The sequence below is a fragment of the Streptococcus oralis genome (assembly GCF_001075875.1).
Lineage (GTDB): Bacteria > Bacillota > Bacilli > Lactobacillales > Streptococcaceae > Streptococcus > Streptococcus oralis_I.
In genome coordinates, this window is record NZ_JUOS01000051.1 from 1 (window position 1) to 12989 (window position 12989).

At 37.6% G+C, this 12989-nt stretch carries 11 protein-coding genes; all 11 read right to left on the minus strand.

The genetic code is table 11. The features are described from left to right. Positions 1-78: 78 nt before the first annotated feature. Entirely contained in the window at positions 79-1413 is a 1335-nt protein-coding gene (pepC, locus tag ADM33_RS03215) for an aminopeptidase C (RefSeq protein WP_049503145.1), read from the minus strand. 110 nt (positions 1414-1523) lie between these two features. Further along, on the minus strand, positions 1524-2246 hold the full coding sequence (locus tag ADM33_RS03225) for a pseudouridine synthase (protein WP_049503146.1): 723 nt from the start codon (positions 2244-2246) through the stop codon (positions 1524-1526). 243 nt (positions 2247-2489) lie between these two features. Further along, positions 2490-2714, minus strand: a complete 225-nt coding sequence (gene asp5 / locus ADM33_RS03230; RefSeq protein WP_049503147.1) for an accessory Sec system protein Asp5 — start codon at positions 2712-2714, stop codon at positions 2490-2492. 4 nt (positions 2715-2718) lie between these two features. Further along, positions 2719-2898: an accessory Sec system protein Asp4 gene (gene asp4, locus ADM33_RS03235; protein WP_049503148.1), complete on the minus strand. Its 180-nt coding sequence runs from the start codon at positions 2896-2898 to the stop codon at positions 2719-2721. Continuing rightward, positions 2891-4237, minus strand: coding sequence for an accessory Sec system glycosylation chaperone GtfB (gene gtfB / locus ADM33_RS03240; RefSeq protein ID WP_049503149.1), 1347 nt, complete (start codon positions 4235-4237; stop codon positions 2891-2893). The genes asp4 and gtfB overlap by 8 nt, the downstream gene beginning before the upstream one ends. After that, a complete protein-coding gene (gtfA, locus tag ADM33_RS03245) occupies positions 4221-5741 on the minus strand; it encodes an accessory Sec system glycosyltransferase GtfA (RefSeq protein ID WP_049503150.1) in 1521 nt (506 codons plus the stop codon). Before gtfA ends, gtfB begins: the two co-directional genes overlap by 17 nt. 11 nt (positions 5742-5752) lie before the next feature. Further along, the gene (gene secA2, locus ADM33_RS03250; protein ID WP_049503151.1) at positions 5753-8125 is read right to left on the minus strand and encodes an accessory Sec system translocase SecA2; all 2373 of its coding nucleotides are present in this window, start codon (positions 8123-8125) and stop codon (positions 5753-5755) included. After that, positions 8118-8558, minus strand: coding sequence for an accessory Sec system protein Asp3 (gene asp3, locus ADM33_RS03255; protein WP_049503152.1), 441 nt, complete (start codon positions 8556-8558; stop codon positions 8118-8120). The genes secA2 and asp3 overlap by 8 nt, the downstream gene beginning before the upstream one ends. After that, positions 8555-10090, minus strand: coding sequence for an accessory Sec system protein Asp2 (asp2, locus tag ADM33_RS03260; protein WP_049503153.1), 1536 nt, complete (start codon positions 10088-10090; stop codon positions 8555-8557). Before asp2 ends, asp3 begins: the two co-directional genes overlap by 4 nt. After that, positions 10074-11654, minus strand: a complete 1581-nt coding sequence (gene asp1 / locus ADM33_RS03265; protein ID WP_049503154.1) for an accessory Sec system protein Asp1 — start codon at positions 11652-11654, stop codon at positions 10074-10076. Before asp1 ends, asp2 begins: the two co-directional genes overlap by 17 nt. A 9-nt stretch (positions 11655-11663) precedes the next feature. Then, the gene (secY2, locus tag ADM33_RS03270; protein WP_049503155.1) at positions 11664-12881 is read right to left on the minus strand and encodes an accessory Sec system protein translocase subunit SecY2; all 1218 of its coding nucleotides are present in this window, start codon (positions 12879-12881) and stop codon (positions 11664-11666) included. Between the last annotated feature and the right edge of the window lie 108 nt (positions 12882-12989).

A 12989-nucleotide genomic window follows, 5' to 3' on the forward strand; every position in this document is an offset into this window, starting at 1 on the left:
TTGTATACACTAAAATAGGGTTGGTGGAAAATTTCCATCAACCCTAAAAATTATAGAACCGTTCTTTTTATATCTCATTTATTCAGCCAAGGCACCCATTGGATCCCATGGTGCAAGGACGATTGGTTCTGCTTCATAGGCAGCTTGTTCTTCTGCTGTTAGTAATTCTTTACGAACAACGATTTGGTAAGTGTATTCGTCCATCCAGGCATCTGAGGCAACAAAGTAACCATCTGTCCCAACCTTGTCTCCCCAAGAGTTTTCAACTTTCCACTTGATTGATTTACCATTTTCATCCAAATCAACACCTGTCAAGACCATGGCGTGAGTCATCAAGCTTTCGCTGTAGTCCAAACGTCCTGCCTTGTCTTGAGTGAGTTGGATATCCATGCTTGATTCAAAATCATAGACATCTGTCGCAAGGATTCCGGCTTTACGGTTGCTGAGCTGACCGACATCTGAACCAAACCAAACAGTCTCACCTGCTTGCATTTGAGTAATCGCCAATTCTTTCAAGCGCTCCATCGGCACGTTGATGTAGCGAACCGCACGGCTACCAACCACATTTCCTAACATCTCAACTGTATATGATTTGCCGTAAGGCTTGTCAGCAGTTGGAGCATTGATAACAGAAACGTAGTCTTCTAGAGGAAGATTGACGTATTTCTTGTAAAATTCTTGTGGTGTGATGCCTTTTTCGCTTTGGTAGTTGTTATCCTTATCACGATAAGCAAAGTCAAATTGACGTGGTGGAAGTCCTAGTGACATGGCAAGGAAATTAAAGATTTCTTGCAAGAGGTCTTCTTTTTTAGCTTGAACAGCTGCTTGGTCAGCGCCAGAAGCCAAGAGGTCACGCAAGATTTGAGCGTCTTGACGAAGCAATTTGTTAAGGATTGCATTGAGCTCACGACTGCTGCTAGATGAAACAGACTCTGGATAAACAGACTTAGGAACGACACCATATTTCTCAAAGAGAGCTACAACCATATCCCATTGACCACCATCTTGTTGTGGAGTTTGGAGTAGGAAGCTAACCTTGCGGCTTGTCAATTCTTGGTCTGCAGTCGCAATGACTTGCTCCAAGAACCAGTTTGATTTTTCATACTTGTCCCAGAAGAAGGTGTGGGCTTGTGACAATTCAAAGTTTTCAAGTTTGTATTGAGAGATGAGTTTGTGACGGAAAGTATTGAGGGCTGCAAACATCCAGCAACGACCAGAAGCCTTCTGATTAGTGACCTTGTCCTTTGTCAAATCAAGTGAGAAAACAGGTGTGTTGTCTACATGGCTTTGACGACGCTCAAGGGCTGCAAAGATTCCATTGTGGCTAGCAGCATTTTCGATAGCTTGGTATTTGACATTTGCTTCATAGTTGGCAAATAATTTATCTGTAAATGATTCTTGAATCGCGTTCATAAAATCCTCCTTTTATTCTACAGTCTATTATAACTCTTTTCACAAAGGAAGCAACCAAAAACTGAAAAAGACAAGGATATTTTCCTCACCTTTTTCAACGATTACACAGTTTACCTAACACTTTCGAGCAAGCCTTCTAATTCCTCTTTGGTCAAGCGACGCCATTCCCCACGCTTTAGATTTTCATCCAAGGTCAAAGTTCCCATGGTTAGTCGTTGCAAGTCTAACACTTCCTTATCACAGTAGGTCACCATCCGTTTGACCTGGTGGAATTTCCCTTCTGCAATGGTCACTCGAACCAAACTTTGGTTTTTTTCTCTATCAATAAACACAAGCTCCAGCTTAGCAGGTTGACAAGTAAAGTCCTTGAGGGGAATACCTTGCGCAAAGTCCTCTATGTCTGCATCTGTCATTATTCCCTTGACCTGCGCCAGATAAGTCTTATCCACATGGCGTTTTGGTGAAAGAAGAGCATGAGCCAACTGGCCATCATTGGTCAAGAGCAAGAGTCCATGCGTATCGATATCCAAACGCCCTACTGGGAAAACTTCCTTTGAACGAGCTAAGTCATCCAACAAATCCAACACAGTCTTATGTTTTGGATCTTCAGTTGCTGAAATAACACCCTGGGGTTTGTTCAGCATATAGTAAACAAACTCCTCGTAGGTTAGCTTTTGCCCGTCAAAACAAATCTCGTCTGTCTCTTCATTGATTTGTAGCTTGGCAGATTTTTCCTTTTTACCATTGACCGTCACGCGCCCAGCCTTTAGAAAGTTTTTAACCTCTGTCCGACTTCCTACGGCGCAGGCAACCAAATATTTATCTAATCTCATAAAGCTATTATATCATGAAAAAGTATAGACTTAGAACAAAAAAATAAGCCGCCTGATTGGGCGACTTTATTTTATAGGGAGATTATTATGAAAAATTTTTAGGAGTTAAAGTTAAGTTCTTCTTAACTTATGCTTACAGTATAAACTAGATTCCTAAAAGTTTTCTTAAAATTTTCTCCTCAAACTTAAATTTCTTTAAATGATTACTTTTAAAGTCAATCATTATCTCCATAAAACTATAGCTTATGCAAACGTTAAGACCATAAAGAGGATAAGCATCACAAATAAGGCTAAGCTAACAAGCAGAGTTAGGACTTTACCAAGCGTATTACTTTGCCAATAGCTGGGCTTTCCGATATTACTAGTAGCATCCATAGAAAAGATTTGAGTTTGCCTTGGTTGGATTGTTACAAGAATAATTAAGAAAATAGCTAAAATAATGGTTAAAATTATCAATAGTTCAGTCATTTAACTACCTCAAAAGCCCTATTAAAGTAAACAGTAAACCAATCAAAATCATTATTCCTAGCAAGATTGAAAAAATTTTATTTATTTTTTCGCCTCGAGTCGATTTTTCCTTTTTAATCGGTTGCTGTTTCATCTCTTCCATGCGACCTTCAACATCTTGATAAAATAGATCTTTTTTAGCCATGGCTTTCTCCTAAAATGGTTTCCATCCGCTCCTGATACATGATTGGATCCACATAATTGGCATGGTAACCTTGCTCTCCAAGAGCTCGTCCCATCTCCTTAACGTTAGAAAGAGCTAATTCAATAGTTTGAATCATGCCATCAACTGCTTCCTTAGCGAAAATATGATTTGGAGCTGTATAGCGGCGATTATGCGCTGTTTCCTCAAAAGCTAGGACCAATAGGTTATGTTCAAAGGCCTGGCGAACAGCCTGAAGAAGTTCATTCCCATAGTTGATATCCAAGTAGATATCTGATAACTGATAAAGCTCCTGAATCTTCTGGGGACTAGCATTTTGATAGAGTACAACATTCGGGTAGCGGAGCATATCCATCAACTTAGCTGACATTTCTGTCACTGCTGCTATTCGGAAAGTGACCCTTGGTAAACTCTCCACCAGTTTTTCGACTTGCTCTAGTTGATCCGAATTGGTCACTATCAAGGCATCAGGACGAACAAAATTATCACGCTTAAAGTGATAATGATAGCCTAGGTGACTAAACTTATGATGGAATTTTTCATCCGTCAATTGCAAAGCACGTTCATAAGTCGCATAATCTGGAATGATAATGGTCTTAGCTCGAAGCTGATCATTCTCCAAGATCAGTTGCATATTTCCAGGAATATCATCATGTAGTGGTTCCTGCCAAACCAGGATGTCCTGACCTGATTTTTCCGGAAAATGGTAGGAAGTCAAAAATGAAGTAGATAGGGTATTAAAGAGAATGTGGTCAAGATTCACATTCAAACCTTGCAAGAAGTCTATGACAAAGGCCACTCGACCAGAAAAATGACGCAAGCCTTGTCCTTCCAAGGTCAAAAGAATATCACCTGTGACATGGTTTTCCAAAACAACTTCCTTGCGATTTACGTCCCGATAGGAAGTCATAATAGCTTGCCCCATAACATCATAGGTGGTTTTGGCAAAGCACGCTCCAAAACGATTGTAGTGATCTACTTGAAAGATCCGACCTGCTGGTGTTTTCCATTCTACTTTTTTCACCAAACGAGCCTGTAAACCATCTGCATAATAAATTACTGCCCGTTCTTGACAAAGATTATTAATGATTGCAGACTGATTATCTCCAGCAATCTCCCAAAAGTCTGGTACGGGAACTTGGTTAAAATACAAGGGTTTACCACTGTCATAACCCAAATAATAGGTGAAGGGGGAGACAACTCCATCTGGTAAAAATCCATCTGGTTCAATAACCACAGCCAAATCAGATAGTCTTGCCGCAGTCAGACTATAGTGCAAATCTTGGCTTTCTTGATTATATAGATCAAATAACTGAATCATCCACTACCTCCTTGATTGTTTTTTCCCATGTATTCAGAATCTCTTTAGTCAAGAACTTCTCAGCTATCTGGTAGGACTTTTCTCTCATGCCTTCCAAACGATTTTCTAAATATAGTTGGCAGATTTTTTCTGCAAAAGCTTTCTTGATTTCATCTTCGACATGGTCAGATGAGCTTGGAATCAAGTAGCCATTTTCGCCATCTTCGATAAATGTTTGATTCCCATACGGAACATCAAAACCAATCAATGGCAAACCTGATCCAATTGCTTCCATAAGTGTTAACCCAAAGCCTTCACTTGTAGAAGCGGTTAGATAAACTTCATATTGAGAGTAAATATGAGACAAATCCGCATGACCCTTAAGATGGATATAATCCTCCGCTTGATTTGTTGTAATGATTTGTCGCAATAAAGATTCTTCACTACCGCTACCGTAGATATCAAAGGTTAATTCTGGCAATTCCTTATGAGCCTCAATCACAGCCTTGACAAGCCAATCAATGTGTTTTTCCTTAGCCAAACGCGAAGCTGTAATGAGAGAAAATGGTTTACGACTCTCTTGTGGTTTTGTTAATTCATCAATGCTTCCGACTGGAATGGTCACAATCTTGGGTGTATGCGAGGTATAGTGAGCAAACTGCTGTTCTAAGACTTCCTTTTGACGATCCGTTGAGACGATGAAGAGATCAACCTTATCTGCATTGGTAAACTGATAGTCATAATAGTTATTCCAAAGGATATAATCCTCATTTGTCGCATTTTCACTGTAATGCTCTGCATGAACAACTACCGCTAAATGTGCCGCTTGCGCTTCCTCAAAAACAACCTGTCCAATGCCAGTCTCACGATCTAAAATCACTAGATCTGATTTGCTTAACTGAAGAGTCTGCATGAAGTAACGAATTAGGGCAGGCTTCCCGTATAAAATGCGATCCTTAAAACGGTAAACTTCCTCGGTCCCTTGATTCATGAACATTTCATAAGCCGGAGTTCCATCTTCATTGTAGAAGGTTCTTTGGTAGAGTGTCGCTACATTGTCTTTAGGAGCAAAATATTCTGTGCAATAGCGTGTGTAAGAGAAGTAATCTTTGCGAACCAAATTACCGTCGTACACATACTCCACATGTTGGACAAACTCTTTTCCCTCATCTACCAAATAACAAGTGATAAACTTGTCTTCATCTGAGAAGAAGATTCGTTCAATTTTCCCATTTCTTTCACGACGGCTTTCTACGCCTTCAAAATAAGCCAAAACATCATCTACAGTCACACTGGTCGGTGCAATTTTGATATCCGTAAAATAATTATATAGCCAAATAACTTCCTCATCATTAAATCCAATATTAGCTGTCAAATGCTGGATATTATCAGCTAAAATCATATCTGTAAAGATAAACTTAGACGGTAGATTCAGACTGCGAAAAATACCCGCACGATAAGCTTGAGCGTATTCAACACCGCTACTAGCCCAGCCAATTCCTAAATTTATATTATAAATTGTCATATGTTCTCCTTTTATGGAAAATGGGTTACGATTTCACCTTTAGAAGTGACCTCTACGAGACCCATTAGTAGATTACGAACCATATCCAGATGAATTTGTTCTTTCATGGTTTCGAATCCTGAATAGGCTTCTTGATAGTACTCAACAATAGGGTTTTTCTGAGTTGAAGATTGGCCACTGACCGCCATCATCAATTGTTGCAAATAGTCAACCTGTTCTACCCAGTTGTCATCAATGGCTTTGAGTAGAGAAAAGCGTAAGAATTGTTCATACAGACCATATTGCTCAAGCAATGCTTTCTTTTCAGAAAGCTCCTTATCAATAATTTGCTTCAAAAAAGTGCGAACTGCATTTTTATCAGATATATCCAGATACTCTGGAATTTCTTTGATATGAAAACTAATATTAGTCACAATAAAGTGGAACAACAACTCTCGACTTTCATAGTTTACAGAAGACACTTGATTTGTGTAACTATCAATAATATCTTCGACCACACCCTCTAAGTCACGAGAACCATCTATTAAACGATCTCGTTCCTTATATACCATCTCTCTTTGAATATTCATACTTTCAGCATACTCTAAAGTTTGTCGACGTGCAGACCGTCCTGCACTATCGCTGGCACGCTGAGCTCTCTCTACTAGCTTGCGATACTTACGTCCTCTTAAAACCACTGGATTTGTCATGTCTTGAACGTGGTAGTCTTTATATCGTTTATGCACCCAATTAGGGCCAAATTTTTTAATAACATCATCTTCCAAGGATACGAAAAACTTGCTCATACCTGGATCACCTTGACGACCTGAACGCCCGCGGATTTGAAGGTCTATCCGTTGACTCTCCATCCGCTCTGTACCTATAATGATCAAGCCTCCTAACTCTGCAACTCCCTGTCCCAGTTTAATATCTGTTCCTCGACCTGCCATAGAGGTAGCAACCGTAACAGCTCCTAGCTGACCAGATTCAGAGATAATTTGGGCTTCACGAGCGACATTATTTGCATTTAAAACATTATGAGCAATCCCTTCACGGAGTAAAAGCGATGAATAAAGATGAGACATCTCTACAGAGCCTACAAAAACCAGAATAGGATTTCCCTTTTTGTGATACTCTTTAATATATTCTAAAGAAGCATACACCTTTTCTGGCAAAGTAACATAAAGATTATCTGGATAGTCAATTCGTTGTGTAGGACGATTTGTTGGAATGCGAACAACTTTCATATTATAGGTTTCAAGAAATTCTTTCTCTGCTACCTTTCCTGTCCCTGTCATCCCCGATACTTTTTGAAACATTTTAAATAAACTCTGATAAGTAATCGAAGCCATAGCTCGACTCTCTGGGGAAAGCTTTACATGTTCCTTAGCCTCAATCGCTTGATGAAGTCCCCCCTGTAATTTCGTCATCTCTAATAGACGACCTGTCCCCTTATCAACAAGTACCATTTCCTTTCCACGAATGACATAATCTTTATCCTTCGTATAAAGTTTATGAGCTCTTAGAGCATAAACTAAATGTCTTGCAAAGTTCGCATGTTTTTCTTTATATAAGTGATCGATTCCTAAAAAGTTTTCAGCCGCCTTTGCTCCCTTTGTAGTTAGCCAAACCTCATCTTTTTCTTCCTTGAAGATGTAGTCTTCCCCTTCAACTAATGTTGTAAAAAGAGTATCCACTAGCTCGTAATGATTTGACTGAACACGAGGAGAACCTGAAATAATCAGTGGAGTCTGAGCACTGTCTAACAAAATATCATCGATTTCATCAATGATTACATAATCAAAAGGTCGTAAAAATTTTCCTGACTCATTAGATGCCAAATTATCACCTAAATAGTCAAAACCCAAGACGCTATTAGTCGTGTAAATAATATCCGAACTATATATCCTTTTTTTCTCTTCAGGTTTCAACTTTTGTTTAGGATTGCTAGTAAAAGGTACACCTACCGTTAGACCTAAAAACCGATAAACCTGCCCCATCTCTTCAGCATCACGTTTAGCCAGATATTCATTGGTCGTTACGAGCATGGTCCCTTTTCCTGTTAGGGCATTTAGATAGACTGGTAATGTAGCTGTTAGAGTTTTCCCTTCTCCAGTATTCATCTCAGCGACATTTCCTTGGTGGATAATAATACCACCCAAAACCTGGACATCGTAGGGGAACATCCCCAATACTCGTCGATCCGCTTCACGTACTACCGCAAATGCTTCCACTAAAAGATCATCTACTGTTTCTCCCTTGGTTAACCTCTCACGAAATTCCAGTGTTTTTGCTGCTAATTCTTGGTCTGACAAAGATTGCATTTTCCCCTTTAAAGCATTGATTTTTTTTAAAATCTTTTTTGCTTTTCTAAGATGGAACTGTTGATAGAACTCTTTAAACACAATGAATCTCCTTAATAGATAAAGAATAAAAATCCATAGATTCAAAGCCAGCACTTAATAAGGAAATTTGGTAATAATAGGTATCCTCAGGATAAGAAAAATTAAATTCAGTTGTTTTTTCTATTTTTTCTTCAACGATATCCCCATATCTATTAAAAAAAGATATCTTGATGTACACCCCACCTACAGGCTTACAGTCCATAGAAATACTGAATTGATAATCTTGATTTCTTTTAAGCAGGGGGAGACTTGCTTGAACCCTAGAAGCTTGAAAGTCTACATTTGAAGACCAACTTCTTAAAACAACACCTGATGTAACCAATGGATTTAAGATACTGACATGCTGATCTGAATGACAAGTAACAGTTGTCCCATACATATAGGTGCCACTGACTTCTCCCCATTTTATATCGTCTCTTCTATTGATAATCATTGATTACTCCTTCCAAAATCTCCTTCTAAAATCATTTTATAAAAATGTAGGAACCATGCCACATTGGTATTTGTATCGTCATTATGCCTACCAGACGTTCCTTTAGAAAGTACTTTAGCTCCAGTATTACAAAGATAGGTTACCAATTGTTTATATGCTTTTGTATCCATCTCTTCGTCCTTCATATAAGACAAACCAAAGGTAGTCTTTGAAAAATCTGCACTTTTAAAAGCATTCCAAAAACGTTGATCCAACTCTAGCATATCTTTATCACTTCTTCCACCTGTATGATGTATCAAAACGTCGAATCCTAAATTAGATACCCCAGGAGCATCCAAACGACCTCTACGAGCTATCGTTCCAACATTCGCTAGTGGTTTTCCGACTACAACAGCGTGTGGTTCAAAAGTTGCTGCATAATAAAGGGATGGAAAAGTTCCCATAGAAAGACCTGACAAAATCAAATCTTTATGATCAAAACCTAGATACTCTAAATAATGACGAATCGTATCTACTAACTTTCCTTCGAGTTCTTCACTACCCAGATAAAAGGCTCCTCCTTCTAACCGTGGATCTGAAAACAAGAGAAAAGGACATCCCAATGACTTCATCATATAGTAACCCTCAAAACCTTCCGCAGGACGATATCCCGAAAAGTAGACTGCCAATGGAGGCTTGAAATCTCCAGGATGAAAGAAATAATTAATCTCATCACGTATACTATCGTGTAAAATATTACCACCAAGAACAAATTTACCAAATTGTTTTCGGCTCCAACGTTGATGAAGATTGCCCAATTTAATGGTACCTTCTCCTCGTGCTTCAACTGATACAGTCAAGTAAACGTCTGCATCTTCACATTCAACAACAATTGCTTCTGAAAGATCTTTTTCTTGATAGATTGTCTCACTAAAAAAATCATCGATAGAGCCAAAAAAGATTTTTCGAATTACAAACTGAAATTCACAATTTCCATATTTTTCATACTCTAGCCACAATTCTATAGGGAAATCTTTACCTACCACAAAATTACCTGACCAACATGCAAGTTGGCTAAAGTCTTCTCCAAAGTTACCCTCTAAAGTTAGATAGTCTAGGCCTTGGTAAGAAATGGAGCCGTGAAAACTTGGATGAACCTGAATACTGGATGGAAACAATTTATCTCCATATCCGCCACCAAACAAGGATGTTGACAAATCATCTAGAAGTTGTTGGGGATCTGAAAAATCAACAGCTTGTGCACAAGACCTTTTCAACAAATCAATGATTGCCACATCATTGGTTTTAAAATCATGACTATACATAAGAGTATAGGGATTTATTTGATGGATAAAAGGGAGTAAGTCTCTTATATATTGCCCCTCTTCTATGAGAATAGCATCGAAACTCTTAATAGCTTCCATATCCATTATTTTACGAAGAGCAGTAGAGGAATTTGGACAAAGATAGTACCAATCCATATTACTAGGTATGTCATAGTAACGCTTCCAGTTATCAATTCCTATCTGTAATATTTTATGATTCTTTGACATGTCTAACCTCCTCAATCCAATCTTGCAATTTCTCTAAGAAGCGTTGTCCAGTATGCTCCTTGATTTTGTCAATAGAGTAGATTAAGGACTGATTCCACTCTTTCAGCCTATCTATATAATAATGAGCTCCTTGTGAAAATTCTGTGATATCAGAAATCACATAACCATTTTTTAAATGTTCCACATAGGCAGTTTTAACTTTATTTATCTGAGGGATACCTGCACTGATTCCCGCTATTTGAGTATAAAGGTGGGGATGTTTATTGAGATCTACAATCAACCGAACAAATTCTAGTGTTTTCATCAACTCTAATTCGTCATTCATATTCACAAATTGGAAACGTGATTCTTGATTTTGATTTTCTTCTAATGGATTTTCTGCGCCACCGTAGTCAACTTCTTTCTCAAGCGCTTCGATAGAAATTTTTTCTTGAATAATTTCATCTACTACTGTTTGAACTTCTTCCATTTGTTCCTGACTAGCAGAAAAGGCTCCAAAAACGACCTCTGTATTTTGATTTTTAGATACAAATGATAAAACTTGAAATAAGGCTTCTTTATCAATACTTTCAGAAAAATCTAATTGGAAATAGATGATTGATTCCTTCCTTGTTTGACTCCGACCCAATCTCAAGCGGGTATCGAAAGGAGAGAGATGGTGAAACTTACTTAATTTCTCAGGATATAATTCCTGTAACAGTTGCATCCTGTCCTCTCTATCCACTATGATTAAGTGAGCTTGTTCAAAAGATGAAGCTAGTTCTCTAAAACTTTCTTGAGAATTGCGGCCAACAAAAAGACTCAAAATTTTAATATTTTCACTTGGTAGATGATCAAAAACAAATTGATTGTGATGAGGGTGTGAAGGTATAATGAAAGTATCATCCATCTGTAAATTTTTTTGCAAAAATTTGTCCAAAAATTCAGCTATCAGACAGCCCATATCAGGGTATTCAAGCTTATTAAATCGATAACTAAAAATTGGGTTTATTTCAATACGCCCAGCATCTTGTATATACTCTCTAAATTGCCAAACACCATTTGGATTAAGATAGTCTTGATAACTAGGGACTCCACCTTCGAAATAAATAACACTTGATACTAGGCCTCTATCATCCATTATATAATGCTGACTTAGTTGACCATCAGTTTGAAAATACTGAATATCGCTAATAAAACCCTCAATACCATGCTCTATCTTCGCATATTTTCTACCTGATTTTTGAACTACTATTGCAAAAGGACTATACAGAAATTGGCAATCTCTATCCCATTCGATATCTCTGATATTTAAAACTTGAGTATGTACATCTTGAAGATCTTGCATATCATCAAAAACAGAATAAGCGGCTGTTTCTAATACACCATGTCTATGTAAATAATAGCGCAAATGAGGTTGATAAGATAATACTAATATCTGTGACTCAATATCTTGACCTTGAAAAAGTCTAATCTGATTGAAGGTATCATCAAACTCAAAACGAAACTGAGAAAAATACCAGGGAATTAAATCAGCGTGCCAGGGTCGATTACTTCCATACCAAGCTGGAATAAAATAATACATCACAACCTCCTAAATCAATGGCTTATAGGTTTCGTTTAATCTTAACGCTGAAACTTCGTCTCGAATCGTAAAGATCATTCCACCGAACATCATGAATAAACCTGGGATCATAGCAATTTTTAATAGTTTTTCATCAAATAATACAAGTAGCATTGGGCCGCCAGCCATAATCACGTTTAAAACAGCACCTATCATTGCAAAACGAAAAACTAATTGATTGATAAAGCGACTAGTCTCTTCTCCTGGATAGATTCCATAAATATATTCTCCTGATTTTTTCATCCGATCAGAAATTTGCTCCCCACTCATATTAACAAAAGCAAAGGCGATGCTAAAAAGAAACAAAATAACAATATACATATAAATCCATAGTGGTTTCCCAATTGCAAATTGAGCTGAAAGTTCTGCAAAAATAGTATGGTTTGGCAAAACAGTTTGCAACAATAACAGCAAATAGGTTGGTAAACTCAGAAAGGTCATTACATACATATAAGGCATTCCACCAGCTGGATTCAGCATAACTTCAAAATAAGAATAGCGTTTAAAACGATTATGAAGACCAATTTTATTGACCGCTATACGATAACGTGCCCTATAGAGAATGGCTACAAGATAAGTAAAGATAAGTCCCATTAGAACAAGTGCTACCACAATAAACCATGATATATGAATGGTTCTAAAGGCATCAATTAAATCTTGAGGTATGTTTAAGACCATACTAGTAATCAAGATAAGCATAGAGCCACCTATACCAACAGTTGCATTGATATCTGACAGCCATACTAAGAAGAAGGTTCCAGCTACTAAAAGACAAGTATTCATCAGTATAATCAAAATACTGGGTAGCTGGGATTGAATTGGTAGATTTAAGGAAATAGCTAAAGATTGTATCAAGGCGATAAATAAGGTTAAATACATCTGTCGTCTATTCTGAACTTCTATGGCTCCATTGCTTAAACCCAATTTTTTTGAAAAAGAAAACATTTGCCACAGGATCATGCTGGACATCCACGGAGACAAACCAACTGAAAAGAGGGACAAACTACGAAGATTTCCTCCTACCATCGCTGTTGAAAAAGCAAGATAGGCAGCTGAACCACCTAAAAAGTCTCGATTATTTACATCAACAAAAGGAAGGGTCAATCTACTCCCAAGTATATATATAAAAATAAACAATACTGTGGCAAGCCCTTTTTTTACTACAATAGATGAAAAAAAGTTTTTCAAAATTATTCCTCCCAGTCATTAACATTAAACGATTAATTTCTCAGATGTCCTACTATTTTAAATGAAAAAATTAAGATTATAAAAAGTAATTTTTATAGTATCTTTTTT

Bases quoted from the DNA above. Each gene is read 5' to 3' on its own strand.
- asp3 (WP_049503152.1), bottom strand. From the start codon at position 8,558: ATGATTATCAATAGAAGAGACGATATAAAATGGGGAGAAGTCAGTGGC.
- ADM33_RS03225 (WP_049503146.1), bottom strand. From the start codon at position 2,246: ATGAGATTAGATAAATATTTGGTTGCCTGCGCCGTAGGAAGTCGGACA.
- pepC (WP_049503145.1), bottom strand. From the start codon at position 1,413: ATGAACGCGATTCAAGAATCATTTACAGATAAATTATTTGCCAACTAT.
- asp4 (WP_049503148.1), bottom strand. From the start codon at position 2,898: ATGGCTAAAAAAGATCTATTTTATCAAGATGTTGAAGGTCGCATGGAA.
- asp1 (WP_049503154.1), bottom strand. From the start codon at position 11,654: ATGTATTATTTTATTCCAGCTTGGTATGGAAGTAATCGACCCTGGCAC.
- asp2 (WP_049503153.1), bottom strand. From the start codon at position 10,090: ATGTCAAAGAATCATAAAATATTACAGATAGGAATTGATAACTGGAAG.
- gtfB (WP_049503149.1), bottom strand. From the start codon at position 4,237: ATGATTCAGTTATTTGATCTATATAATCAAGAAAGCCAAGATTTGCAC.
- asp5 (WP_049503147.1), bottom strand. From the start codon at position 2,714: ATGACTGAACTATTGATAATTTTAACCATTATTTTAGCTATTTTCTTA.
- gtfA (WP_049503150.1), bottom strand. From the start codon at position 5,741: ATGACAATTTATAATATAAATTTAGGAATTGGCTGGGCTAGTAGCGGT.